Consider the following 25,992-nt stretch of genomic DNA (forward strand, 5'->3'; position numbering starts at 1 on the left):
GCAGAAACTCCCGCCCTCTATGCGTCGGCACCCGGAAAGTGTTCGACGTGGCTTTCGCCGTTTCGTCCGAAGTAGATGACCCGTCGGCCACTGATTTGTACGAAGTAACCGACGCAGCCCGCAGCCATGGTTTTGCGAACGAAATCGCAGTAGCTGTGTTCATTCCGCTGACTTTGCCCGACCGCGTCCTGGACGGCGGCAACCAGGAATTCGCCCCCGGTGGGGAAAGGCTCGTGCGGCGAAGCGACGACCAGAGACTGCCCGCTGGGCAAGTAATAGGTGATTTCCTGACGGCTGTAGTCGGCGTGATACCGCTCGACCCCAATGTCCATCAGGCGTCCCACAATCTCTGGGAAGGTTAATTCGCCGGAGCCTGAACCTGCAGCACACTCACGCATCACCTGGGCTTTCTGGTCGTCCATCGATTGTCCTTTGAATTGGGAATTTATCTAAGGGTGACACCCACTGCCGTGCGTACGGTCCCCGTGTGGCGCACGCAGTCCGTAGCGTCGCCCTGCCTGAACAGGAATCACGGTCGGGAATTGCGATCTGAAGAGCTTCTTACCGGGCAGGAAGCGAAATCTTTACGATGAAGGGGCATACCAAACCAAGCGTTCAACGCATTCGGGAACTCCCCCGAGGCCGCCCCGTGCGTGGCCGAGTCGTCAATTCAGTGGAGCAGGAGACGGATCGTAAAGAGAATCACCGTGCTCCATGCGTGGGTGTTCCGGCTTACGGGTAATTAACCACCTTCATTCAACAGGCACGTCTTTCCATCCGTTGCTGCTGACGATGTCCTGCAGCACTTTCATCAACGACGCAGCCTCTTGCGGTGGAAGGTGCCCAAAAAACTCGTGATCGTTCTCATCGGCAAGTCGCGCCAGTTCCGGGACGAGTCGTCGCCCTGCGGCAGTCAGTTCGACGGTCTGATACCGCTGATCATCCTTCGAAGTCAGACGCTCAACCAGTGCCTTCCCGTGAAGTCGGTCGACGAGCTTGGAGATCGCCCCGCGAGTCAACCCCATCTGATCAGCTAGCTGACTGGGGCTGAGACGCTCATACTCGAGTAATCGCCGCAGCACAGCCCACTCCGCCACGGTCACCCCGTGCGTTGCCAGCCTCTGCATGAAGGCATGTGAGACATGGTTCGAAACATACCGCAACCAATATCCCAGATGCGTTTCCAGCTCACTGACCTGAGGTTGCTTCTCCATGAGTCATCTCCAGAACCGCGATCACCTCATCACCCGTGCCTCACGAACTTGCTGGACTTCCCCTGACCTGAAACTCACAAAGACCTGAGACCCACAGCCACAAGAAGTTTCCTAGGAAACACTACTTCACAAAACCTGACACGTCAACACCACGTCGACAGTTCTACGAACACAGTGCTTAGAATCGGATCGCTAAAGGGTCGTGCGGCCATTCCAGGGGCTCCCGTTTCAGCGGCCTTGCCGACAGCTTGCCCGACCTGGGCTCTGACTTGGGCATGGGCTACCTCAACTCTGCACCGATCTCTTCAGCCACCTTCGCTACCAGGGAAAAAAGAAACTCTCCCGGAAAAAACCGGGAGAGTTTCTTTTGAGATCACCTCATCCAGACAGTGAACCGTCTGGTGCCATTCCCTGACCGGGCGGGCTCGTTACTCATCGAGACTTCCGGCGAACGTGAATTCGCCATTCTGCTCATCGATCGTGATGGTCGTCCCTTCTTCGAACTGGCCACCGAGAATCGCGTTCGCCAGTTCGTTCTGCAGTCGCTGCTGGATCACTCGCTTGAGCGGTCGAGCTCCGTAGACCGGATCGTATCCTTCTTCGGCCAGTTGCTTCCGTGCGGCATCGGTCACAATCAGTTTGAAGTCGTTTTCCTCCAGTCTCTTCTCCAGCCGGACGAGTTGCAGATCCACGATCTGCCGAATCTCGTTCTTCGTCAATGGATGGAAGACGATGACCTCATCGATACGATTCAGGAATTCCGGCAGGAACTCTTTCCGCAATGCCTGAAGGACTCGACGCTGGATTTCATGATCATCCTCCTTCCCAGCCAGATCCATAATGGTCTGACTGCCGATATTGGACGTCATCACGATAATCGTGTTAGTGAAGTCGACCGTCCGGCCGTGACTGTCCGTCAGCCGCCCGTCATCGAGCACCTGCAGCAGGACATTGAAGACGTCTCGGTGAGCCTTCTCAATTTCGTCCAGCAACAGCACGGAGTAGGGGCGTCGACGAACGGCTTCCGTCAACTTGCCCCCTTCTTCGTATCCGACGTATCCCGGAGGAGCCCCGATGAGACGCGCGACCGAGTGCTTCTCCATGAACTCACTCATATCAATTCGCACCATCGCCCGTTCATCGTCAAACAGGAACTCGGCCAGAGCCTTGCACAGCTCTGTCTTTCCCACACCGGTAGGTCCCAGGAAGATGAACGAACCAATCGGCCGATGAGGGTCCTGAAGTCCAGACCTGGAGCGACGGACAGCGTTGGCAACCGCGGTCACCGCTTCCTGCTGGTTGATCATCCGGCGATGGATTCGGTCTTCCATCTCCAGCAACTTTGCTTTCTCGGTCTGCAGCAGTCGGGACACAGGAATTCCGGTCCAGGTGCCAACCACCTTCGCGATGTCTTCCTGAGTCACTTCTTCCCGCAGCAATCGCTGACCGGGATCTCCCAGTTGCGACGCACGCTGTTCCGCTTGCTCCAGCTTCTTCTGTGCTTCCTTCAGTTTTCTTTCGACGTCAAACGCCTTCACGAAATCATCGTTGGAGTTTGTTCGCTGAGCCTGCGAAAAGGCCTGATCGTACGCCGTATGCAACTGTTCGATTTCTTCTTTGAGCGGCCGAATCGAAACCAGCGCCTCCTTCTCGGCTTGCCAGCGAGCTTTCAAGGCGTTGACGCTCTCTTCTCGATCAGCGATCTGCTTTCGCAACTCCTGCAGCCGTGCCTTGCTGTCGGCACTTGGCTCCTGAGCCAGCGCTGCTGCCTCAATCTGCAGACGAGTCAACTGACGGGTCGATTCGTCGATCTCAGCGGGCATCGAGTCCATTTCCATCCGCAATCGGCTTGCCGCTTCATCGACCAGATCAATGGCCTTGTCCGGCAGAAACCGGTCGTTGATGTAGCGGTCCGACATTGTGGCCGCACCGATCAGTGCATCGTCCGTAATCCTCACGCCATGATGGGACTCATACCGTGCTTTCAGACCACGCAGGATCGAAATCGTATCTTCGACGCTGGGCTCGTTGACGAGGACTGGCTGAAAGCGGCGTTCGAGCGCCGGGTCCTTCTCAATGGACTTGCGGTACTCGTCCAGCGTCGTTGCACCGACACAGTGGAGTTCGCCACGTGCCAGGGCCGGCTTCAGCAGGTTGGCCGCGTCCATCGTTCCTTCCGCAGCTCCCGCTCCCACAACCGTGTGCAGTTCGTCGATGAACAGGATGACCCGGCCTTCGGCTTCGGCGACGTCTTTCAGCACGGCCTTCAGCCTGTCTTCAAATTCACCGCGGTACTTGGCCCCGGCGATCAGGGCACCCATATCCAGCGCGATGACCGTCTTGTCCTTCAGGTTCTGAGGGACGTCGCCCAGCACGATTCGATGAGCCAGTCCTTCGACGATGGCCGTCTTGCCAACACCCGCATCACCGATCAGAACAGGGTTGTTTTTCCGGCGGCGGGAGAGAACCTGAATCACGCGGCGAATTTCCTGATCGCGGCCGATCACCGGATCGATCTTCCCCTGCCGGGCTAGCGCCACCAGGTCCTTGCCATACTTTTCCAGAGCCTGATATTTGTCTTCGGGATTCTGGTCGGTCACCGTCTGGGAACCCCGTACGGTTTTCAGGGCATTCAGAACATCGACTTCCGTGACGCCATTCAGCTTCAGCACACGCTGAGCCTGGTCATCGACGAGCGTCAACGCGATCAACAGATGCTCGGTCGAGACGAAGGCGTCTTTCATCGAGTCGGCCTGGTCCGCCGCTTTGTCGAGGACCTGGCGGATCGCCTGACTGGCGCCGACCTGACTCCCGCCGCCTGAACTGCGTGGCAGCTTGCCCAAGTCGGCATCGACGATCGACCGCAGTTGCGGTACGCGGATACCGATCTTCTCCATCAGGGGACGTACGATCCCTCCTTGTTCGTCCAGCAGGGCCTTTAAGAGATGCAGTGGCACGAGCTGAGCATTCCCTTGCGATTCAGCCAATTGCTGGGCCGACTGAAGAGCCTCTTGAGCTTTGACCGTCAGTTTGTCTGGACGAAACGCCATAATTTTTTCCCTGTAAAATGACGAAGGCGAACCGATCGGGTCGGCCTCGGTTCTGTAGAGAGAAATCCGAGGGCTGACGCCACTCGGCACGCCTGGTCACTACTTCTGATTGTTGTCACGAACAAGAGCCGTCCGAAGCGTGGGCGAACCCCCACTCCGGACGCTCACTCTTATTCCTTAACCGCCTCAGCTCTTCTTTTCGAACTCGGCATCGATGACTTCGTCATCCGGCTTGCCACCTTCTGGAGCGGCTTCCGGCTCAGCACCGCCGCCCGCCGCGGGCCCCTGCATGTGCTGACTGAGGGCGTAGCTGGCCTGCTGCAAGGCGTCGACGGCCGAGTTGATGGCGGCGATGTCGTCGCCCTTTTCTGCAGCCTTCACCTTTTCGATGCTGGCTTCCACGGCGCCCTTCGACGCGGCGTCGAGCTTGGCTCCGTGCTCTTTCAGCACCTTTTCAACTTCGTAGACCGAGGTCGATGCCTTGTTCTTTGCTTCGGCCAGTTCACGGCGCTGTTTGTCTTCGGCCGCGTGTGCCTCGGCATCCTTCTTCATCTTTTCGATTTCGCCCGAGTCCAGACCGCTCGAGTTCTCGATTTTGACCGAGTGCTCTTTGCCGGTCGCCTGGTCTTTGGCCTTCACGTTCAGGATCCCGTTCACATCGATATCGAAGGTCACTTCGATCTTCGGCGTGCCACGAGGAGCGGGCATGATCCCTTCGAGGTTGAACTGATTCAGCAGGCGGTTGTCGCGTGCCATCGGCCGTTCACCCTGGTAGACACTGATGGTCACAGCGGTCTGACCATCGGCGGCGGTCGAGAAGGTCTGTGTGGCCGTCTTGGGGATCGTCGTATTGCGTTCGATAAGAACGGTCAGCACGCCCCCTTCGGTTTCCAGACCCAGCGACAGTGGAGTCACGTCGAGCAGGACCATGTCCTTCACATCGCCCGAGATGATCCCCCCCTGGATGGCAGCACCGATCGACACCACTTCGTCAGGATTAACGCCCCGGTGAGGCTCTTTCCCGCCGAACATCTTCTTCACGAATTCCTGGACCTTCGGAACGCGGGTTGAACCACCGACCAGCACGACTTCATCAATCTGGCTGGGTGACAGCTTGGCGTCACGCAGGGCGTTCTCGACTGGCTTGCGGCAGCGTTCGACCAGCGGATCAATCATCCGCTCGAACTCGGCTCGCGTGACCGTCAACTGCAAGTGCTTTGCACCCGACGCATCAGCGGTAATGAACGGCAGATTGACGTCGGTCGACTGCTGACCCGACAGTTCCTTCTTGGCTTTTTCGGCCGCTTCACGCAGACGCTGCAGGGCCATGGCGTCTTTGCGGAGATCAATCCCGTGTTCGGCCTGGAACTTGTCAGCGATGTGCTTGATCAGCACTTCGTCAAAGTCGTCACCACCCAGGTGAGTGTCCCCGTTGGTGCTCAGCACCTCGACCAGTTCGTTGTCGACTTCCAGAACCGAAACGTCGAACGTACCGCCCCCAAGGTCGAAGACGGCAATCTTTTCGTTCTTCTTGTTCTGAAGACCGTAGGCCAGCGCTGCGGCCGTAGGCTCATTGATGATTCGCTCGACCTTCAGGCCGGCGATTTCACCCGCGTCCTTCGTCGCCTGACGCTGAGCGTCGTTGAAATAGGCGGGAACGGTGATCACAGCACGCGTGACGGTATGTCCGAGATACGCTTCCGCAGATTCCTTCAGCTTGCGCAGAACCTGAGCCGAAACCTCTGGCGGCGTGTAGGTCTTGCCATGGACATCGACCTTTACGTATTCCTCGGGCCCACCCACGACTTTGTAGGGGACCATCTTTTCTTCGGATTCGACTTCACTGTGACGTCGACCCATGAATCGCTTGATGGAGTAGATGGTGTTGCGGGGGTTGGTGACCGCCTGACGCTTGGCTGGGTCACCGACCAGTCGGTCACCCTTTTCCGTATAAGCGACGACGCTGGGGGTGATCCGATTCCCATCCTGATTCGCAATGACTTTGACCTCGCCCCCTTCCATCACAGAGACAACCGAGTTCGTCGTCCCCAGGTCAATGCCGATGATCTTCTCTTGAATGGCCATAGCCGATGTCTCCAAAGTTGAAAGGAGGTTATTTGACAGGTCTCCACACGTCTGCGTCCCCTGATTGCAAAGGCCGCGCCAACTTCGACTTCTTCGGTAATCTTCTCCGAAACCCCTGTTTTTCAGGGCCTCTCACTCGCACGCTTTCAGATTTCCCAGAGCCACTGCCGTTTTTGCAGCCCTGCGTCGCCTCACACCAAATCGACCCGCTGTCATTTTGGCAACAACGGATTCCAACTACAAGCACATCAGGTTTTCACCGTTTCTGCTGGGGGTCTCACAGAGGCTGGGAAGGGGGCTGTCGTTTTGTAATTGACCTCAGTGCCGCGCATGCTGAGCCCCCTACGCCCTGATCGAGCCCTACCGAACGAAAGATCGTGACGAAGGCGTCAAATGTCTCGATGCCCAGGGTGGGCTCGACAAGTGCCGACTGGCATTCTACAAGTCGGACGACCTCGGTCAGGATGACGAATGGGACAACTGGCGGCTCGAAGGTCCCTCGTTCGTCTGGCACCACCGGGGAACACCCCACGTTCACGTCTGGGTCAACATTGCAGACGATCCCTCAGTCAAATTCACGGCAGAAGGTTGAGTAAAAGGTAAGAATGAAGACATCGGATCCCCTACGACTGCTCGTGATTGGAGCACACCCCGATGATTGCGAACTCAAGGCCGGCGGCCTGACCGCACTGTACCGCCAGGCGGGCCATCAGGTGAAATACGTCTGCCTCACGAATGGTGAAGCAGGACATCATCGCCTGAAACCGCCCGAACTGGTCAAGGTCCGTCGGGCCGAAGCCGATGCCGTCGCAGCCTTGATGGGGATTGAGTACGAAATCCTCGGCAACAGAGACGGTCAGCTTCTTCCGACAATCGAGGCTCGCTTCGAGCTCATCGCCTTGATCCGCAAGTACCAGCCGGATCTGATCCTGACCCATCGTCCGAATGACTATCACCCCGACCACCGCGCCACATCGACCCTGGTCTGCGATGCGGCCTATATGGTGATCGTTCCCCACATCGTCCCTGAGGTTCCTGCCTTGCGGGTCAATCCCGTGATCGCCTACCTCTCGGATAACTTTCAGCGTCCCGCACCGTTTCAGCCCTCGATCGTCGTCGATGTGGAACCGGTGCTGGAAACGATGCTCGATCAGATGGCCTGCCATCGCTCACAGTTCTTTGAATGGCTCCCCTACACCCTCTGCCAGGAAGCAACTTTCCCTCGCGACCCGCAGGCCGAACGAGAGTACCTGCGTGAGTTCTTCCTGCAATTCAACGGACCGCTCGCCGATCGCTTCCGAGATCAGATCATCAAGACATACGGCGCGGAACGGGGACAGAAGGTTCGCTGGATCGAAGCGTTCGAACCGTGCGAGTACGGTTCGCCCATGACGGAAGAAACCCGCAAGCATTTGTTCCCGATGCTCCCCGCCTGAGCAGGCTTCACCATCCGGAACGAGCGGCAAGCGATCGAGAAATCGGCAGGCGCGGAAAGTAAGATCCCTTTCCGCGCCTGCCAAGATCATTTGCCCTCGTTCCTGACCTATCCAGATAACGGTGTTACTTCTCGGGCTGCTTGATCTCGTTATCAGTTCTCAGCCGTTGCAACAGGGTGGCGCCAGCAGCTTTCGCTTCTGCCCCAGTGAAGAAGGGCCCCGCTCCATTCGTGAGGTGATTCGCTTCCACGACACAGCCCGTGGGGTGTGAGGGATTTGCCCCCGCTGCATACGTCACCAGGATGGCCGGAGCCTTGCCGTCTGCCTTGCGCCAGAAGCTGTTACCCCGAATCGACGCCGCTCTCAGCCGGCCCAGAGTCATCAGCGGGCTATCGAAGCCATAGGTGCCGATGTTGTTGGATTCGATCACCGCCCCGAACACCGCCTGCCCCGGATGTTGTCCCCGGTTCAACGCCGAACCGATCACCAGCGGATGCTGCACGTTCTCGAAGTAATTGCTGGCAATCCGCAAGGCGTGACAGACCCCCGCCCCTTCAACATTTCCTGCATCGGGCTGGTCCAGTCGAATCCCTGATGAAACGACAAACCCGTAGACACCCAGTTCGACCAGATTACCTTCCAGCTGCACATTGGCAGACTGTTCAACGTGAATCGCCCCGCCAAGATCACCACCACCCAGGCGACAATTCTGCACCCGCAGCTTATTGCATTGCTGGTATGCCGTGATGGCAAACCCACCACCGCTGCACACGATCGTCGATTCCCGGATCGTGACGTTGTAGCTTTCCCGTAATCGCACCGTGGCGTCCGGGTTGCTCAGGCTTTTCAGCCAGCAATTGTCAATCATCGCATCAATGCCACTCATCAGGTCCACCACGGACGAGCCCTCGTTCAGAGCGGAAAGACCGACCAGTTCGATCGCCCGGTTCTGTTGCGTCCCTCCCTTGGCGACAAACAGCGGCCCCGCTCCCTCACCCTGTAAGAGAGGGCCTTTCCCCTGGAAGGCACCTCCCCCGCGACAGGGACGATGCCCAATCAGCCGCTTGCCACCCGACTGCTTGCTGCCTCCCATCTGTAGCGTCCCCTTGATCCGGTAGAACTGGGGAACATCGGGAAAATGAATCTCGTCACCCGCATCGATCGCCGCTTGGATGGCAGCCCGATCATCCGTTTTTCCATCGCCGATCGCGCCGAAGTCCAGCACGCTGACCTCTCCATGAGCCCGCTTCCTGTCGACCTGCGCCGAAAGTCGTTCTGTCTGCGGCCTCTCCATCAGGACGACGACCAGCAGCAATCCAAGCAGTCCGGCAACGCCGACAGTGATTCGATTCATGACCAACCTTTGCTTCCGATTCCAGACTGCATGAAGAACTCGGCAACGACAGATTCCCTGCGGACACGGCGTCGGCCACTCCTGAACATCGGTCCGGTCGACATAGTGGCAAGTCGACTTCGCACATCGTTTAATAGCCGCCGAGAAACTTGCAGGATTATCCGTAGCGCACAAAACACGACGCGTTCTCGCCGCGTGTTCTACCACATGTCATTACAAATTGAGGAATGCAGACCATGACGGATTCGCTCTTTTCCGTGACTGACCTTTCCGTGCTGGTCTCTGGGGGAAGTCGGGGGATCGGAAGATCACTGGCAGAAGGATTTGCTCGTCGTGGTGCCCGCGTGACAATAACCGGCCGAGACTTGTCCACTCTCGAAAAGGCAGCCTCGGAAATTTCCACCGGGCGACATCCTGTTGAAACTCTCGTCTGCGACGTCGCCCAACCTGACGACATTCCCCGTATGGTCGAAAGCGTGATCAGCACGTTGGGCAGGATCGACTGTCTGCTGAATGTGGCCGGTGTCAATATCCGCAAGCGAGTCGAAACCTACACAATCGAAGAGTTCGACGGGATCCTCGACATCAATCTGAAAGGAGCCTTTCTGGTGGCTCAGCAGGTAGGGCGACACATGCTCGAACGGAAAGGGGGTGGCTCGATCATCAACATCGACTCACTGAACTCATTCCGTCCCCTCAAGGGGGTCCAGCCGTATGCCATGAGTAAAGCCGCAATCTCGGCCATGACCCGCGGCATGGCAATGGAATGGGGTGAGCACGGTATCCGTGTAAACGGCATCGCCCCTGGCTTCATCCTGACTGACCTCACGAAGAAACTCTGGTCAGACCCCACAATGCAAGCCTGGAACACCGCCAACTGCCCCATGAAGCGACTGGGACAACCCGAAGACCTGATCGGGACGGCCATCTTCCTCGCCAGTCCGGCAGCCGCGTTTCTAACCGGACAGGTCATCTACGTCGATGGCGGCATCACCTGCGGAATGCCCTGGCCGATTCCGCTGTCGTGAGCCTCGTCTTGTCATCAAACCCCGTTTGCGGGACAGCATCACCATCACGCTTTGGGTGACTCACCGCAAACCCCTGCGCGATGGTCAAACTGCGATCTGTGGTTTCTATTCCCGATCCTCCGTACTGCACGCACTCAATCCGCTTCCGGCGCAGCGACTGGATTGCATGCAAATCGTTTTAATTCGCCCACAGAATGTCTGTGGGGAAAACGCCAAGAATCTTTTGGCAGAACTTGCCCTTCGAAACAGAACTACTTCCAATATCGATTCATCGAAGTCGATGGATAGATCGTCAACTACAGTGAGGGAGCTCCTATGAGTCAGAGATTGCTGAACCGTCGTTCGTTTCTTCAAACAACCGCTGCGGGTGCTGCGGCGGCCTGGGCTGCTCCTGCCGTCCTGTCTCAGGAGACCAAGAAGGCCGAATTGCACGTGGCGGCAATCGGAGCAAATGGAATGGGCTGGGCCGACCTGTCGAGCGTTGGCACTCATCCGAAAGTGAAGTTTGTCGGATTCTGCGATGTCGACTCCCAACGATTCGATCAGGTCGACAAACACTACCCCGGTGTCCCTCATTTCGCCGATTACCGGGAAATGATCGAACAGCTCGGCGACAAGCTGGATGCCGTGATCGTTTCGACCCCGGATCACATGCATGCCCCCGCAGCCATGTTCGCAATGAACCGCGGCAAGCACTGTTACTGTCAGAAGCCACTGACGCACACTGTCTGGGAAGCACGCCAGATGCGACTGCTGGCCGAAAAGAAGAAACTGATCACCCAGATGGGAAATCAGATTCATTCCAATCTCGAGTACCGCCTCGGCGTCCGATTGCTCAAGGAAGGGGCAATTGGAAAGATCAAAGCCGTTCATTCTTGGATTGGCGTCAATGGACACCAGCACTACGCCGGTACCAGCCGACCACCCGTTGCCGAAGTCCCCGCGTCACTGAACTGGAAGCTCTGGCTGGGAGCGGCGTCCGATCGACCCTATGGAGACAAGGCCTACCACACCTTCAACTGGCGCGCATGGCAGGAGTTTGGCTCCGGCGCTCTGGGCGACTTCGGTTGCCATATTCTGGATCCCGTGTTCTCGGCTCTGGATCTGACCGCACCTCTGTCCATCACGGCCGAGCATGAAGGGTTCAACCCCGAGCTCTGGCCGGGCCCCGAAACGGTCACGTACGTCTTCCCCTCAACGCCATTCACAAAAGGGGATACCCTCAAGGTCACCTGGTACGACGGGGGCCGCAAACCCTTCCGCGATCTGGCGCAGCTACCCGACGGAGTCGAATTGCCCGGCGGCGGCTCGCTGTTCATTGGCGAAGGGGGAACGATGGTTCTTCCTCACATCGGAATGCCACAGCTCTACCCGCAGGCCAAGTTCGCCGACTTCAAACGACCGGAAGAAAAGGCTCTCAGCCACTGGCACGTCTGGGTCGATGCAGTCCTCTCCAACACCCCGACCAGTGATGGATTCCACTACTCCGGCCCGCTTACGGAAACCGTCCAACTGGGCAACATCGCCGCTCTCCATCCTGGCAAAACGCTGGAATGGGACGCGAAAGCTCTGCGGATCAAGAATGTTCCCGAAGCGAACGCCCTGTTGACGAAGAAGTACACGAAGGGTTTCGAAGTCGAAGCCGTTGCATGATGTGAAACCGGCACTTTAAAGGTCGCGGCGGCATCCCGTCGCGACCTTTGAAAGAAGGTGAATTGTGAAGTGGTCCTGGAAGCTGGGCGAGTTTCGTGGCATCGCAGTCTACATGCATGCCACGTTTCTGATTTTGATCGGGTTTGTGGTCCTGAGCCATTGGAGCGAGGGCCACGAACTCGGGAAAACCCTCGAAGGTGTCGGGTTCACCCTGGCACTCTTCGCCTGCGTTGTACTGCATGAGTTCGGTCACGCACTGATGGCGGCCCGGTTTGGAATCAGGACGCGAGACATCACGCTCCTGCCGATCGGCGGCGTCGCAAGACTGGAACGGATGCCGGAAGATCCCCTGCAGGAACTGTGGGTCGCCCTGGCCGGACCGGCAGTCAACGTCATCATCGCCGCGGTGCTGCTGGCCTGGATGCTGCTGATTTCAAGAGTTTCATCTCTTGAGCAATTCAGTGTCACCAGCGGCCCCTTCGTCGTGAGACTGATGGCGGTGAACATCATCATGATCGTCTTCAACATGATCCCGGCTTTTCCGATGGACGGAGGGCGGGTCTTGCGTGCCTTGTTGGCGACGCGGCTGGAATATGCCCAGGCGACAAACATTGCCGCATCGATCGGCCAAGCGATCGCGTTGCTGTTCGCCTTCGTGGGTTTCTTTACCAATCCGTTCCTGATGTTCATTGCTCTGTTCGTCTGGATCGGAGCCGAACAGGAAGCCAGCATGGTCACGATGAAGACCACACTGGGCGGAATTCCCGTCAAACGGGCCATGATGACCGAGTTTCATTCGCTTCACCCGGAAGAAACGCTGCAACGGGCGATTGAACTGATTCTGGCGACCCCCCAGACCGATTTTCCCGTCATGCAAGATTCGCAGGTGGTGGGCATTCTTCCCAGTCGCGACCTGATGATTGCCCTGCAGCAGCATGGCCCGGACAAGCAGGTGGGCGAGGTCATGCGCCGCGATTTTCTTTCCGTCGACTCGAACGAGATGCTCGATCTGGCATTCTCACGGATTCGGCAGGCAGAATGCTGTTCTACGGCCCCCGTCATGAATCGAAACCACCTCGTCGGACTGCTGACCGCAGAGAACGTCAACGAGTTCCTGCAGATTGTCTCGGCTATCGGGAAAAAGCAGACTCGATCACCATGAACCTCTGGTGGTGCTAGAGGAATGCCGTCGGGATAATCACCTCCCAACAGGACCGTCTCGATGCCCACCATCGGACCATGGCTTGTGTTTAAGCACCAGTCTGATCGAAAACCGGCATCTCTCCCGGCCTTCCACTGCCGGATCGTATATCAGGACGGCCCTTTGGAATGCTCGCGCGCAGATGATTCTTCGGTTTTGCGCATCGGCACATTGGTTGCACCCTTCCGCTGGCCGTGAGTCGCCGCCAATGACACGTCGACGGGATCGTCCGTCCAGGTGGATCCGACTCTCGTTTAGAGCAGGCACTGCGAGTCGGGGAGCCGCGGTTTGTTACACGAACTCAAAATGGTGTCAGAACGGGGTTTTCAGGTCCTCTCTCTGATCTCCCGCCAACGAAAGCTGGCTCTCGCGGGCGCCACCCTGTTGATGGTGATCACCAGTGCCGGGAATACCTCCGTTGCGCTCTTACTTGGCTGGCTGATCGATCGGATCCAGAAAGGGCTGCAGAGCGATCAGCCACATGAACAGCTTTATCTGACAGCGTTCAAGGTCCTTGGAACAATCTCGGCCATCTATCTGATCCGCGAAGTGATCAATGTTTATCGACGATTTCTGGTCGAGAGCAGTTGCACATCGATCAATCGGGATATGCAACTGCGCGTCGTGGAGCATGTTCTTCAGACGGAATTGACCGCTATCTCTCAGGATAAAGTCGGTGCCTTGCACGGGAAGATTCTTCGCAGTGTCGATGGTCTGGTCCGGTTCACCCGTCTGCTGTTTCTGGATTGTCTTCCCGCATTGTTGACCGGCGTGTTCGCGCTGGTCGCCGCGACGACCAAGCAGCCACTGCTGGGACTCGTCATGCTCGGAGTCATCCCGCTGGCGGTCTTGCTGACCCTTAAACAGTTAGCCTCGCAAAAGGGAGTCCGCCTGGACCTGATGAAGGACTGCGAAGAGATCGACGGCACGATCGTCGAACAACTGAATGGAACGGAATACATCCGCGTCGCCAATACCATGCACCTGGAAGTCGATCGCCTGTCGCAGGCGATGAACAAGCGGCGACAACGTGAAATTGACCATCACTTCCAGATGTCCCTTTTCGGTTGTGCCAAGTCGCTGAATGAAGGCTTCTTTCACGTCGTTGTCCTCGGACTGGCGACTTACCTGGCGATCAACGGCAAGGTGAGCTTCGGCGATATCCTGACATTCTCGGTCCTGTTTCTGAACGTGATGACGCCTCTCAACGAAATCCACCGGGTGGTGGACGAGGGGCATGAGGCCAGCCTGCGAGTCGGAGAACTGCTCGAAATGCTGGCGCAACCGGTCGATCAATCGTTTCATTCGGCCGACAATCCCGCAATGAATCTCGTCGGGGGAGGCGTCGGTATCGAACTGCAGAATCTGGTGCTCGACTATCGGACGATCGACGGCAAGATCAAGCGCGGGCTCGACAGTGTCTCGCTAAAGATTCTTCACGGCCAGACGATCGGGGTTGCAGGACCATCGGGAGCGGGAAAATCGACTTGGATCAAAGCCCTGCTGCGACTGCTCCACCCCACTGACGGACAAATTTTTATCGCCGGAACCCCGCTCACGCAGGTCAGCCGGGGTGACCTCGCCCGGTTGATTTCTTACGTAGGTCAGAATCCGTTCGTTTTCTCGGGAACAATTCGTGAAAACATTGCTTACGGCAACGGCGAGGTCAGCGACAGTGAGATCCAGCGAGCCGCGGAGATGGCGAATCTGAGCGCCGACATCCTCGCCATGACGAACGGTTACGACACAGTGATTCAGGAGCGAGGCCAGAACATTTCGGGGGGCCAGCGGCAGCGTCTGGCGATTGCCCGCATCCTGGTACGCAACTCCCCCATCATTATTCTCGACGAAGCCACGAGCGCCCTCGACAACATCAGTGAACGGGTCGTCCAGCATTCCCTGGGGGTCGCCGAGAAAAAACGGACCACGATCATTATCGCGCACCGACTGAGCACGCTGAAAAACTGCGACACGATCCTCGTATTCAACGAGGGAAGAATCGCGGAGCAGGGGAGTTACCACGAACTGGTAAATCAGGGGGGAATCTTTGCCAAACTGGTCGCATCGGCGGAAGAGTCGACCACCAGTTCCCACGCCATTGTCGCCTGAGTGGCGGGATTGCTGCGAATCCCCGTCGTCTCAGCGTGCGGCGGAATTCGGCCTGAAGGGACCTGCGAAACCTCAAGGTTACACCTGGGGCCAACGACGCATGGGACCAGCCAGATCCCTCGCGAACCTGAAACCGGCCGCCATTGTCGTAGGAGCTTATCCGAGAGAAATCCGATCTGATCGACCGGCCCGTGCGGACGGCCAGAATCAATTTCCGTCGTATTCCGCCCGCGAAATGCCGAGAATAAATCGAAAACCGGTCGGAATGTCTGAGGACTCAGGAAATGATTGCGGCGGATTTCCCTGAGAAAGTAAGATGTTCCGCTGCTATAATCGTCCGGCCGGGCTCTGACCGTCCGCGAAATTAAAGTTAAAACCCCTATTCCAGGAACAAGACACCGTGTTTGGAACGATGGCGATGGTTGGTGCGACCGGTGCAGTGGGTCGCATCATGTTGGAGCTTCTCGAAGAACGACCGATGCTGGCCGAAACCTATCGGTTTCTGGCGTCGTCGCGAAGTGCCGGTTCCAAACTGAAATTCAAAGGACGTGAGTACACGGTTGAGTTGCTTGAGCCCGCCGCCTTCAAAGGGGTGGACGTTGTGATCGCCAGTACACCTGACGAAGTGGCGGCGGAATATCTGCCCCACGCCGTCGCGGCAGGCTGTAAGGTGATCGACGAATCGGGATTCTTCCGGATGCACCCGGATGTCGCTCTGGTAATCCCCGAAATCAACCCACAGGACGCTCTGAACGCCCAGGGGATTATCTCGAGCCCGAACTGCTCAACCACCCAGATGGTCATGGCTCTGAAGCCCCTGCACGATGCCGCGAAGGTCAAACGGGTCATCGTCAGTACCTATCAGGCTGTCAGCGGCGCCGGACTTCAAGGGACGGAAGATCTGATCGAGGGAACCCGGGCCAATCTCGCCGGAGCGACTTACGAGCATAAGGTCTTCAAATCACCCATTGCATTCAACGCCATTCCTCAGATCGGTGGTTTCAAAGAGCAGGGCTACACCAGCGAAGAAATGAAGATGGTCTACGAGACTCGCAAGATTCTCGGTGATGAATCCATTCTCGTTTCCGCGACGTGCGTTCGTATCCCTGTCGCCAACTGCCACAGCGAAACAATTCTGGTCGAAACCGAGCGCCCCGTCTCGGTGGAAGAAGCGAAGCACCTCTTCAGTGCGTTCCCGGGCCTGTGCGTTCAGGACGACGAAGTGCAGGGGGGCTACCCGATGCCCCATACATCGACCGGCAGCGATCTGGTTTTCATCGGACGTATCCGCAAGGATCTGACCAACCCGAACGGATTGAATTTCTGGTGCGTGAGCGACAACCTGCGAAAGGGTGCCGCCACGAATGCCGTTCAGATCGCCGAACTGCTGGCGAAGCACTTCAAGAAATAATATTTCCTCTTCGTGACACCACCGCATTCATGCAGTGGCTGTCCGAAAGAAGAAACCAAATCCGATTTGCGACAGGACGGGTTGTGATCCGCTTTCACGGATCACAACCCGTTTGTTGAATTAAAGCTCGATGGTAATTTCACATCCCCCCTCACGCATCGGGCGGGATGCTGACCGACTGGAAGAGGTTGATCTATGCAGGCATTTAACTATCGCGACGGCGAACTTTATTGTGAAGATGTCCCCGTGGCGAAGTTGGCTGAACAATATGGTACGCCACTTTGGGTTTACTCCAAGTCCTTCATTCTTGGGCAGCTCAACCAGATCCAGACCGCATTTGCCGCCGTCGATCCCGTGATCTGCTATTCGGTGAAAGCCAACTCGACGCTTGGCATTCTGAAGGTCGTCCGGGATGCCGGATGCAGCTTCGACGTCGTCTCTGGCGGTGAGTTGTACCGGGTTAAGGCAGCGGGTGGCGATACGTCCAAGGTCGTGTTCGCCGGCGTGGGGAAAACCGACGAAGAGATCCGCTTCGCCCTTGAAAACGACATCCTGATGTTCGACGTCGAGAGCGAACAGGAACTCGACGCGATTGCCGAAGTGGCTTCTTCGATGGGCAAAGTCGGTCGAGTCGTCCTGCGACTCAATCCGGATATCGACGCGAAGACGCACTCCAAAACGACGACCGGGAAAAAGGGAAACAAGTTCGGAATGGACATTGAGCGGTTCCGCGAACTGGCCGCCAAAGTCCTGAAAGATAAGCGATTGGCACTCAAGGGAATCCACATGCATCTGGGTTCCCCGATTCTCACCACCGACCCGTATGAAGCTGCGGGCAAGAAGGCCATTGAAGTTGTGGAACAGCTTCGTGCTGACGGACACGACATCAACTGGATCAACCTGGGTGGCGGCTTCGGCATCAGTTACCGCGGAAATGAAGGGCTTCCGGCATCTGCCTACGCGGATGTCATCGTTCCTTCGATCGTCAAAGCCAAATGCCGACTCGCTCTGGAACCAGGCCGATTCGTCGTCGGAAACTCATGCGTCCTGGTCAGCCGAGTTGTCTTCACGAAACGCGAAGGGGGCAAGTTCTTCGTCATTCAGGACGGAGCGATGAACGACCTGGTCCGACCTGCGATGTACGATTCATTCCACCGCGTCTGGCCGGTAAAACCGCTGGTCCCGATGCCCGAAAACGTGGAAGACCCGATCGAAGGGTGCGAAAAGACCGACGTCGTGGGACCGATCTGCGAATCCAGTGACTACTTCGCCAAGGACCGGTACCTGCCACCGCTCAAACGGGGAGATCTGTTCGCCACGTTCAGCGCCGGAGCCTACGGCAGCACGATGAGCAGCAACTACAACACCCGCCCCCGCGCCACGGAACTGCTGGTCGATGGGAGTAATGTCACCGTCATCCGCCGCCGTGAGACCTACGAAGACCTGATCGCTCACGAAGTCGGCGTTTGAAGTCGGCAGACAACAACCCACCGACAATATCTCATCAGGCGTCGCCCCTCTGCTTTTCGCAGTGGGCGACGCCTGACTGCTTTCAGCGTCAAACTCTCCGCTTTTCGACATCCACGTCGCAGGCTGCTGCTGCACGGCACTGCTGACCTGATCGGAATCTCGTTCAAACAGATCCATGTCCCGTTGTTATCGGTGCAGGAGTCGACGCTCCCTTCCTGCGGGGAGATCACGACTACGTTCTCCACAGTAGGCAAAAGAAGCGGGTCAATGCAGAAGGCAAACGGCTTTCGCAGCTCATGTTGCCGACGCACGGCCGGGACGACTGGAACCCGGTAGGCTCCAGTGGATCGCAGAACAATCTCCGGGGCTGGTCACTTTCCCCGCCCGGGTGGGAAGTTCGTGATTGGAATGTTTATCATGACACCCCTTTCACAATTACGGTCCACTTTCGGAAATTGAGTTCATGAGTTCACCATCGACTTCGGGCGAGCCAGGTCCCGAAAACGAACCCGAATTGACCTACCGTCTGGCAACAGAATCTCCCATTCCCAAGGGAGAGATTCAGCCCCCTCCCCCCGTTGAACTACCCACTCCCAGGAAATTTGCCAAACCGAAACCATCCAACGTCATGGAGATGATTGGCTTCAATGCACTGGTCTTTGTGACCAGTGTCTGCGTGATGACGCTGGAACTGACTGCTTCGCGCCTGATCGGCAAGCACGTCGGTTCATCACTTTACACATGGACCTCTGTCATCGGCGTCGTGCTGGCCGGGATCACCTTCGGGAACTGGCTGGGTGGCTGGATGGCGGATCGATTCGATCGCAAGCGAGCCCTGGCCTGGATGTATCTGCTGGGAAGTGTCTCCTGCGGAACCGTCCTCTGGCTGGATCAGATTGTCGGGACCATCCCGCGACCGGATTCATTCAGTTGGCCCGCCTGGATCGTTACGGTGGTAGCATTGATCTTCCTGGTCCCGGCGCTCGCCCTCGGTGCGACATCTCCGCTGGTCGCCAGCATGGCCATCGACCGCAGCACGAAGACGGGCTCGACCGTGGGAAACGTCTATGCCTGGGGAGCCCTGGGATCGATCGTCGGGACGTTTCTGACGGGCTTCTACCTGATCGATGTCTGGGGAACCCGCTCCATCATCGGGCTGACTGCAACCACACTCGCGATCCTGGCGGTGATTGTTGTCGGCGCAGGTCGGGGGTTTCGCACGGCCGTCCTGCTGGGCTGGCTGCAACTTCTGGGATGGACCATGTTGTTTGCCACCTGTAATAACAGCGCAATGGGCTCGGTGGGCCTCACCGTCGGAAAATGTCTGACGATGACAAAGCCCCGACTCGAAGCCGTTTCTGCCCAGGAATCATGGCTTGAGTACGGACGTTATGTCGGTGAGAAATTCCATGAAGTGGGACTGCTGCTGCGACTTCGTGACGATCCGCTGAACAAGTATCACGATGAAAGCAATTACTTCGACATCCTGGTCAACGATACGGTGGTCAACGAGCGGCCCGTTAAAATGCTGAAGCTCGACAAGCTGATCCACAGCTACTACGACCCGGGGGATCCCACGTCACTCCACTATGAATACGAACGCATCTACGCCGCCGTCACGAAGAGGGCTGCAGCCCCCCCGACATTCGAAAGCCTGTCACTGCCACTGAAAGGTCTGGAGGGCCTCAACCTGTCCCCCGCAGACCTGCCCGAGGATGTGCATCTGGATGAAACGGGTCAGTCACTGAACATCGCAAAACCCACGATGGGGGTCTTTGAGAAGCTACTGGCACTGGCCCCGGAGGCGGAATACTGGAAAGCGATCGAATGGCTGCATACGGAAACAAACAAGCCGCTCTGGGGGGGCTTTTCCTCTGTGAATCTGAAAGGACTTCCAGAGGGAATCATTCTTCCTCCCGAGTTCAACGCCATACTGCGTCATGACGAATCGCTGGAAGTCCTCATCGCCTATGAACCGATTTCTCACGCGGCACGAGACCAGCTAATCGCCATGACGCCGTCGGCCCGGTGGTACAACGAAATTACCCGGCTCATACGGGAATCACGTCGCAGTTCTGCGTGCTTTTACGGGGGAGGCGGATTCATCTTCCCTCGCTGGTTTCTGAAAGAGTTTCCCGGCAGCGCACACATTGATGTCGCGGAACTTGATCCAGCGGTCCATTACGCGGTGACTCAGGAAATGGGACTGACACCCGAACTGGAACAGCGGATCCGGACCATCATCGGCGACGCGCGGAACTTTGTCGACGATTCACTCAGGGCCAATCGAGAACGAGCCAGCAGGTCTGAGGCTCCCGTGACCTATGACTTTATCTACGCCGACGCGTTCAATGACTTCAGTATTCCCTGGCATTTGACCACTCGTGAGTTTCAGCAGAAGACGTACGAATTGCTGAATGAACGGGGTGTCTTCCAGGCAAACATCATCGACATCTATCCCCGTACGGAATATCCCGGTCGGACGGTAGATGAGGCCGAAGCAGATTATCAGGGCCGTCTGCCGATCGGAGTGCTGCGGGATGAACCGAAACGGGACAAGTACATCCCCGCGACGAAACGATTCGCCCCGCTGGAGGTGATGGAACTCCTTTCCAACCGTTACCGTTTGCGGGTCCAGCGCCCCCCGACCGCGCATGAAGAGAGCTTTCTGAAGGACGCCTTCTGGGACGCCATCAAACCTGCGACCGAGTTTGAAATCTCCAAAGGGTTTCAGCCCGAGATCAAAATCGAGGAAGAACGGAGTGGCTGGAATCGCGCTATCAATCAATTGATGACTCAGTCCCGAAAGCGTCTCCCCTTTGCCGGGAAACTGCCTGCTCAGTTAGAACCTGCGAACCAGGAACAGCAAACCTGGACCCCCTCACCCGCCCCCTTCGAATTTGTGGAAACTCTTCGCACGGATGCAGATCAACGAGTACTGGGATTTCGCGGAATTATCACCCCTGAGATCGCACAGCAGTTGATGGAACTCGATCCGGGGAATCCTCCCTGGGTCCAGGCAGTGAAATCCGTCGCCGAACAATCACGCCAGAAGATCGCGGGGCGCTTTTTGGGGCGGTACGTGGCGACAGCGGCCAGCGTGTTTCCGAATGTCTACGTTTTCAGTACCTCGTATCAGCAGCCGAGTGCCAGTCGCGACACATTCGTCATGGTCTGCTCACGGCAGCCCATCGACCTTAAATCGCTCGACGACACCGGCGACTGGACGGGAGGCCCCTTTGCCTCACTGGAAACCCCCCCCGGTTCCAACGAGCGAATTCTCAGCGGTCAAATGAGCGCCGTACTCGCCTTGTCTGAAGGACAAATCCTGACGGATGACTTTGCCCCCGTCGACAACCTGCTGGTCCCGGTCTTCACCTCGCAGGAATGACGTGTGAAGTCGAAGCCAAACCCACACAACCGCTACCGCGAACTGAGAGGTCGTCGCCTCAACAGAATTTCTGAGTCCCTCTGACGGAACGGAAATCGGCTGAAGGAGAACGCTCGGTGCTCACTTCCGGGAGAACATCCTGATCGGCACTCCTTGGAAGTCGAGGGGGAGCTCCCCAAACAGGCTGTTGAAAAAGGGGAATGGATCCGAAGTCCGCTCGAGAACAATGAGCGATCTGCATTGCTCAAGGTGCCTGTCCCACTTTTTCAACAGGCAGCTAAGGGTGGCGGCGTTGTGGTCGGCCTGCGGATCCTCGGGAATTGCTATTGATTGGTTGTCGTGATAGAGCGTCCCGTCGTGGTCGTAGGTCTTGGTGTAGTCGTCGTAGGTCTTGGTGTTGTCGTCGTGGGTGGCGGAGTCGTTGTCGTAGGGCGTGGCGTTGTCGTCGTGGTCGCGGTTGTGATACCGGGCTGACTCGGCGTCATAGTTCGCATTCCTGATGAGTTACTAAGATGAGTTACTTATACGAACGCTGCCAACCGGCTTGGCAGTCGTCAGATACCATACCACACCGAACGGATCTGTGCTTTCGTACACACCTTTAGAAAATGGGGATCCCTCGGACCCGGCCCGCCTCTTAGCCGGCCGGCGAGGGACGTCGCGAGGAAGTTTCGTGCAGGTGTGGAAGAGGAATCTGCAGCTCGGCAAAGCATTTGACCGTATGCTTATCGAAACAGGGCCGCAAAGGGCTCGGTGAATCCGATTGACAAGCAATCTCTACTCGCCCATACCAACCCTCGTCTTCCGGCGAGGCCATCAGGGCGGATCCGTGATAGTCCCCCGTCGACGCCCAGCGAAAAATGTAAGACGGCGGATCGCTTTCCAGCGGATCGGCAGTCGGGCCCAGTCGAGCGAGTTTTGACATGAACTGCTGGTCAAAATCACCTCGCCTGGTCAGTGGCCAGCCGGGAACTCGTTCGAGCCATTGCCGCCTGAACGCGATGCTCGCGTGAAAGCGTCCGACCGCCGATTCCGTTTGAAGAGTCTCAGTCCCGCTGGACAGCACTCGCGAGGGCTTGGAATATCCCAGACCACTACCGAGTGCCCGAACATGAGCAGAGACATGCCAGGGAAGATAGAGATCATCATCTTCCCAGACGACGATCACATCCCCCCGCGCAAGGCCCGCCAGAGCGTTGTACTTTTCGGGCAGCGATCGAAAACGTCGCGGAACGGAGATGACTTCCCATCCCTCACCGGCCTGTGAGCCGTACTGGCCCGCATCATCCAGCACGATCAATTCCCGCCGCTCGAGCGGGTAGTCCTGAGCCAGATAACAGGCAAGAGCATTCGCCAACAGTGCTGGCCGGCCAAACGTCGGACATACGCAGGAAACAAAGGGCAAGTCGCCCCCCGTCCCCACCGGCCGGTCTCGCTCGGTGGAGACAGGGCCACCTTCCTCGATCGAAATGCGTTGCGGACGCGAAATCCGGTAGAGGGTCTCGTGACCGAACTGCGAGCCTGGTATGGCAATCGCTTCCTGAACATATCTCAAACCATGCCGCTCAAACATCTGTTCCAGTTCATGCTGCGGCAGCGCGAGATAAGCACAGGAACTTCCATCGGGAAACAGGTATTCGCAAAGGGACTTTTCTTCGTCCGCCATGGGCGTGTAAAGGATCAGCACCATCCGGTGTGTGAACGACTTCAGTGCCTGGTCAAGGATCGTACGCCAGTCGGCGTTCAGCTCGAGCACATGGCGCATCATCAGTCCATCGGGTGGATCTGTCGGAACATAGTCGCACAGATCAACCACACGGTCACAAAGTCCCGCCGATCCATCCAGGCCGGTGACACGAATATCGGGATTGATCCCGCTCATCACCTGCCGAAACCACTGAGCTCCACATCCCCAGTCCTCAACGTCCCGACATCCGGACAGAAACTCAGCCCCAAGCTGGTAAGTCGTATCCGCCCCGAAGGGAAATGGATCCGCCCCCCGAAAAAAGACTTCCCATTTGCCGGCGTTCGTCATGGAGCAAGCTCTTTCAGATAGTTTTTCGTCAGACTGCCCCAGTAAGCCACGTTGTCACAGCGATCAAAATAGTAACGGAGCTCTGGATCGAGCTGCTGGAAATCGAGATACCAGGGCAAATGGCGGGCAGTGTAGGGCCGATCCAGTCGCACGGCGGAATAGAAATCCTCGTCCAGCATCTCGTGGCGTGCTGGATCGTACAGGGCGAACGTGGCCCCGATGTTCGCACGCCATGCGCCGGAACGTTTTTCAGTCCAGTACGGCCGCTCCCAAACCATCACCTGCTCACGGAAGGGGTAGGTGTCCGGGATATCCTCGATCTCCAGCGAGAGCCCCGCTTTCGCCACATCCGGATTCTCGGCCAGTGCCTGCTGTAGTCGCTCAACGACGTCATCGGGGACTTGTGACAGATCGAGATCCGAATCGGAAACGATGTACTGAGAACTCATCTCGCGATAGCGGCCTGTCCACCAGAAGCCATAACAGCCCGCGTTGTGCGCAACGCGGATCACCGGGTACGGACATTCATCCAGCCACTTCAGCAGCGGCGGATAGGTACTGCCGTGATCAAGAATCACAGGCGACAACCCCAGACGAACGCATTCCTCCGCCATCTGCCGGGGCCAGGTCAGTTGCTCGTAGACAGTCAGGTAACAGTCCATCGTGTTGTTTCTTCATGTGGTGACCGAACATTCTGCAGTCGTCGGCGGTGCAGCCCCTGAACCGGCTACGGTGCCAACTCAGCAAATCCGGAATCTCACTCATTCCCGATCGAGACAAGTCGTGTCACCTTTCGAGAAAGAATGAAGTCTCGGGATCGCCCGCCTCAGGTTGACCGGGCCAGGCTCAGCCGCTCGGGAATCGGATCGCATGCCTCAAACGGAAGTGGCGGTGCGGTGACGCGGCCGATGATGGTGAATCCGTGGTTGTGTTGTGCATGAAACAGCGGCTGCCATTCGGAGTGCTCGGTCAAAAATTCTTCCAGCGCCACCAGCAGCCCCGGTCCGCCATCGTCACCCCGTTCGCCGAAGATCTCGGTATCGTGAAACGCAATCCAGTGACGGACTCGTGATTCATGGCGTCGCAGTTCACCGCGCAGTTGCCGGGCGGTGTGCTGCGTATCGATGAACAGCAGGTCACACTCGGGGATAGTCACGCTCAGGGACGAACCCAGCCGAAACTCGAATCGTGTGCGCCAGGCGTTGGCCGCCAGTAACTCCGCAATCGGATCGGCGATCAAGTCGACCGAGATGAAGTTCGCGGGCTGACCGGCCAGCAGCGCCACCGTACTGACGCCGCGACGCATTCCGAATTCCACGACCGTCTCGCAGCAGGCAGCGAGTTGACGGAGCTTGTCACAGTGTTCGTTAATGTCCGACGGAGTCTCGACGGCACTGCGATACAGATCTTCAAGGGTGACCTGCGGAGCAGTCCCATCACTTTCCGCTCGAGCAGAAAACCCTTCGATTGGCGTAGTCGAGGCCAGCAATTCAGCCAGTGGCACATTCGGATGACTGGTCACCAGTTCCACCAATCGATCGAAATCACTCGCAGTCAGATGCGCGTCAGCGTTGATCGGTTCGTTGACATCCTCGTTCAAGCCTTCCACATAATGTCTGCGGAGTCGATCCAGCGGCAGCCCGAGTTCCTGCAACCCCAGAATATAATTCCGCACCTTCCCCAGCAGCGTGAAGTGATAGGCACGTCCCCCGCCCGGAGCTTCGAATCGATGAATCCAGCGCAATGAGGGAAGACACAGACATCGTCGGCCGTGCTGACGAAACTTTTCGTGGATGTACCACTCTTCCCCACCAAATTCGCGGAAACAGGGATTAAACCCCAGCCAGGCCTCAGTCCGGCACGAGAACAGACCGAGCCCCTGTGCGGGAATCTCGAACGCGGAACCAGACGGATCAATCCCCCGTTGGTCGGTCCCCCAGGTCCCCCACATCCCGTCCCGCCAGATATCGTCGAAGTGGGTACTGACGAACTGGAGATCATCGTAGACAAGCGGGCCCTGAATCAAATCCTGACATTCGGGATGGTCGTCGTACCATTGCAGCAAATGGCTGATCGCTCCCGGCCATAAATTCACGTGAGAATCGAGCACCAGTACGGCATCGGCCGCGGCGATGCGAAAGATATGATCCCGGGGCGCGGCCGTCCCGCCAGCCTCCCTGTATGGGATATACCTGACCTGAAAGGGACAGGGCCAGTCCGGATGTGGAACGCTGATGGATGAGCAAAAATGTCTCAGCGACTCGGCCTGAGGACCGTCCGGATCATTGTCGACGATGACGATCTCGCAGCGGGGCATCGCTTCGGCGTGGTACAGCCGCAGCGCATTGACCGTGAAGTAAACTCCATCAAAGTCCCGATGCGTTGCCATCCCGATCGTCAGTCGAGTCATCTACTCAGGCCTCTCCAAGAGCTGCAGCGATTGTTCAGGTGAGAAACGGCGGCGAGTTCCGCAACAGTGACGCCAACTGCTCAAGTCGAGTCCCCCCTCGGCGGGCGCGCTCCGATGCAACGGGGAGTGATCCTTCCGCCGAGTG

General features: G+C 57.5%; 16 protein-coding genes. 8 read left to right on the forward strand and 8 right to left on the reverse strand.

The genetic code is table 11. The annotated features are described in order from the left end of the window. Nucleotides 1-17: 17 nt before the first annotated feature. The 4 genes from ACGY09_RS11690 to dnaK all read right to left on the reverse strand — a co-directional run bounded on the left by ACGY09_RS11690 (nt 18) and on the right by dnaK (nt 6,349). Nucleotides 18-422 carry a DUF1398 domain-containing protein gene (locus ACGY09_RS11690; protein ID WP_397571660.1) on the reverse strand — a complete coding sequence of 135 codons (405 nt, stop codon included), beginning with the start codon at nt 420-422 and terminating at the stop codon, nt 18-20. 330 nt (nt 423-752) lie between these two features. Beyond that, nucleotides 753-1,214, reverse strand: a complete 462-nt coding sequence (locus ACGY09_RS11695) for a MarR family winged helix-turn-helix transcriptional regulator (protein ID WP_373650073.1) — start codon at nt 1,212-1,214, stop codon at nt 753-755. 428 nt (nt 1,215-1,642) lie between these two features. Next, nucleotides 1,643-4,264, reverse strand: coding sequence for an ATP-dependent chaperone ClpB (clpB, locus tag ACGY09_RS11700; RefSeq protein WP_397571661.1), 2,622 nt, complete (start codon nt 4,262-4,264; stop codon nt 1,643-1,645). Between the two features lie 186 nt (nt 4,265-4,450). Next, entirely contained in the window at nt 4,451-6,349 is a 1,899-nt protein-coding gene (gene dnaK / locus ACGY09_RS11705) for a molecular chaperone DnaK (protein ID WP_397571662.1), read from the reverse strand. Between the two features lie 605 nt (nt 6,350-6,954). Here dnaK and ACGY09_RS11710 point away from each other — a divergent pair. Continuing rightward, nucleotides 6,955-7,785, forward strand: a complete 831-nt coding sequence (locus ACGY09_RS11710; protein ID WP_397571663.1) for a PIG-L deacetylase family protein — start codon at nt 6,955-6,957, stop codon at nt 7,783-7,785. A 124-nt stretch (nt 7,786-7,909) separates the two neighbouring features. Here ACGY09_RS11710 and ACGY09_RS11715 read toward each other — a convergent pair whose 3' ends face one another. After that, the gene (locus ACGY09_RS11715) at nt 7,910-9,139 is read right to left on the reverse strand and encodes a glycosyl hydrolase family 28-related protein (protein ID WP_397571664.1); all 1,230 of its coding nucleotides are present in this window, start codon (nt 9,137-9,139) and stop codon (nt 7,910-7,912) included. Nucleotides 9,140-9,375: 236 nt separating this feature from the next. On the opposite strand from ACGY09_RS11715, the gene ACGY09_RS11720 reads away from it, so the two are divergent. The 7 genes from ACGY09_RS11720 to ACGY09_RS11750 all read left to right on the forward strand — a co-directional run bounded on the left by ACGY09_RS11720 (nt 9,376) and on the right by ACGY09_RS11750 (nt 21,402). After that, nucleotides 9,376-10,167 (forward strand): SDR family NAD(P)-dependent oxidoreductase, encoded by a 792-nt coding sequence (locus ACGY09_RS11720; protein ID WP_397571665.1) that lies wholly within the window; start codon nt 9,376-9,378, stop codon nt 10,165-10,167. Between the two features lie 315 nt (nt 10,168-10,482). Then, nucleotides 10,483-11,820, forward strand: coding sequence for a Gfo/Idh/MocA family protein (locus tag ACGY09_RS11725; protein WP_373650066.1), 1,338 nt, complete (start codon nt 10,483-10,485; stop codon nt 11,818-11,820). 64 nt (nt 11,821-11,884) lie between these two features. Further along, nucleotides 11,885-12,982: a site-2 protease family protein gene (locus ACGY09_RS11730; RefSeq protein WP_397571666.1), complete on the forward strand. Its 1,098-nt coding sequence runs from the start codon at nt 11,885-11,887 to the stop codon at nt 12,980-12,982. Nucleotides 12,983-13,327: 345 nt separating this feature from the next. After that, on the forward strand, nt 13,328-15,130 hold the full coding sequence (locus tag ACGY09_RS11735) for an ABC transporter ATP-binding protein (RefSeq protein WP_397571667.1): 1,803 nt from the start codon (nt 13,328-13,330) through the stop codon (nt 15,128-15,130). 400 nt (nt 15,131-15,530) lie between these two features. Continuing rightward, on the forward strand, nt 15,531-16,541 hold the full coding sequence (locus ACGY09_RS11740) for an aspartate-semialdehyde dehydrogenase (RefSeq protein ID WP_397571668.1): 1,011 nt from the start codon (nt 15,531-15,533) through the stop codon (nt 16,539-16,541). A gap of 195 nt (nt 16,542-16,736) precedes the next feature. Next, the gene (gene lysA, locus ACGY09_RS11745) at nt 16,737-18,011 is read left to right on the forward strand and encodes a diaminopimelate decarboxylase (protein ID WP_397571669.1); all 1,275 of its coding nucleotides are present in this window, start codon (nt 16,737-16,739) and stop codon (nt 18,009-18,011) included. Between the two features lie 463 nt (nt 18,012-18,474). Further along, nucleotides 18,475-21,402, forward strand: a complete 2,928-nt coding sequence (locus tag ACGY09_RS11750) for a fused MFS/spermidine synthase (RefSeq protein ID WP_397571670.1) — start codon at nt 18,475-18,477, stop codon at nt 21,400-21,402. Between the two features lie 637 nt (nt 21,403-22,039). Here ACGY09_RS11750 and ACGY09_RS11755 read toward each other — a convergent pair. The 3 genes from ACGY09_RS11755 to ACGY09_RS11765 all read right to left on the reverse strand — a co-directional run bounded on the left by ACGY09_RS11755 (nt 22,040) and on the right by ACGY09_RS11765 (nt 25,847). Beyond that, complete coding sequence (locus ACGY09_RS11755) at nt 22,040-23,437, reverse strand: glycosyltransferase (RefSeq protein WP_397571671.1); 1,398 nt, start codon at nt 23,435-23,437, stop codon at nt 22,040-22,042. Further along, entirely contained in the window at nt 23,434-24,099 is a 666-nt protein-coding gene (locus ACGY09_RS11760) for a hypothetical protein (protein ID WP_373650059.1), read from the reverse strand. Before ACGY09_RS11760 ends, ACGY09_RS11755 begins: the two co-directional genes overlap by 4 nt. Before the next feature lie 164 nt (nt 24,100-24,263). Then, nucleotides 24,264-25,847, reverse strand: a complete 1,584-nt coding sequence (locus ACGY09_RS11765) for a glycosyltransferase (protein ID WP_397571672.1) — start codon at nt 25,845-25,847, stop codon at nt 24,264-24,266. Nucleotides 25,848-25,992 lie beyond the last annotated feature (145 nt).

The organism is Schlesneria sphaerica, from assembly GCF_044336245.1.
Classification (GTDB): domain Bacteria; phylum Planctomycetota; class Planctomycetia; order Planctomycetales; family Planctomycetaceae; genus Schlesneria; species Schlesneria sphaerica.

Excerpts from the sequence above, each read along its gene's own strand:
- ACGY09_RS11725 (WP_373650066.1), top strand. The coding sequence starts at position 10,483 with ATGAGTCAGAGATTGCTGAACCGTCGTTCGTTTCTTCAAACAACCGCT.
- ACGY09_RS11760 (WP_373650059.1), bottom strand. The coding sequence starts at position 24,099 with ATGGACTGTTACCTGACTGTCTACGAGCAACTGACCTGGCCCCGGCAG.
- ACGY09_RS11720 (WP_397571665.1), top strand. The coding sequence starts at position 9,376 with ATGACGGATTCGCTCTTTTCCGTGACTGACCTTTCCGTGCTGGTCTCT.
- dnaK (WP_397571662.1), bottom strand. The coding sequence starts at position 6,349 with ATGGCCATTCAAGAGAAGATCATCGGCATTGACCTGGGGACGACGAAC.
- ACGY09_RS11710 (WP_397571663.1), top strand. The coding sequence starts at position 6,955 with ATGAAGACATCGGATCCCCTACGACTGCTCGTGATTGGAGCACACCCC.
- ACGY09_RS11690 (WP_397571660.1), bottom strand. The coding sequence starts at position 422 with ATGGACGACCAGAAAGCCCAGGTGATGCGTGAGTGTGCTGCAGGTTCA.
- ACGY09_RS11695 (WP_373650073.1), bottom strand. The coding sequence starts at position 1,214 with ATGGAGAAGCAACCTCAGGTCAGTGAGCTGGAAACGCATCTGGGATAT.
- ACGY09_RS11750 (WP_397571670.1), top strand. The coding sequence starts at position 18,475 with ATGAGTTCACCATCGACTTCGGGCGAGCCAGGTCCCGAAAACGAACCC.
- clpB (WP_397571661.1), bottom strand. The coding sequence starts at position 4,264 with ATGGCGTTTCGTCCAGACAAACTGACGGTCAAAGCTCAAGAGGCTCTT.
- lysA (WP_397571669.1), top strand. The coding sequence starts at position 16,737 with ATGCAGGCATTTAACTATCGCGACGGCGAACTTTATTGTGAAGATGTC.
- ACGY09_RS11735 (WP_397571667.1), top strand. The coding sequence starts at position 13,328 with ATGGTGTCAGAACGGGGTTTTCAGGTCCTCTCTCTGATCTCCCGCCAA.
- ACGY09_RS11715 (WP_397571664.1), bottom strand. The coding sequence starts at position 9,139 with ATGAATCGAATCACTGTCGGCGTTGCCGGACTGCTTGGATTGCTGCTG.
- ACGY09_RS11755 (WP_397571671.1), bottom strand. The coding sequence starts at position 23,437 with ATGACGAACGCCGGCAAATGGGAAGTCTTTTTTCGGGGGGCGGATCCA.
- ACGY09_RS11765 (WP_397571672.1), bottom strand. The coding sequence starts at position 25,847 with ATGACTCGACTGACGATCGGGATGGCAACGCATCGGGACTTTGATGGA.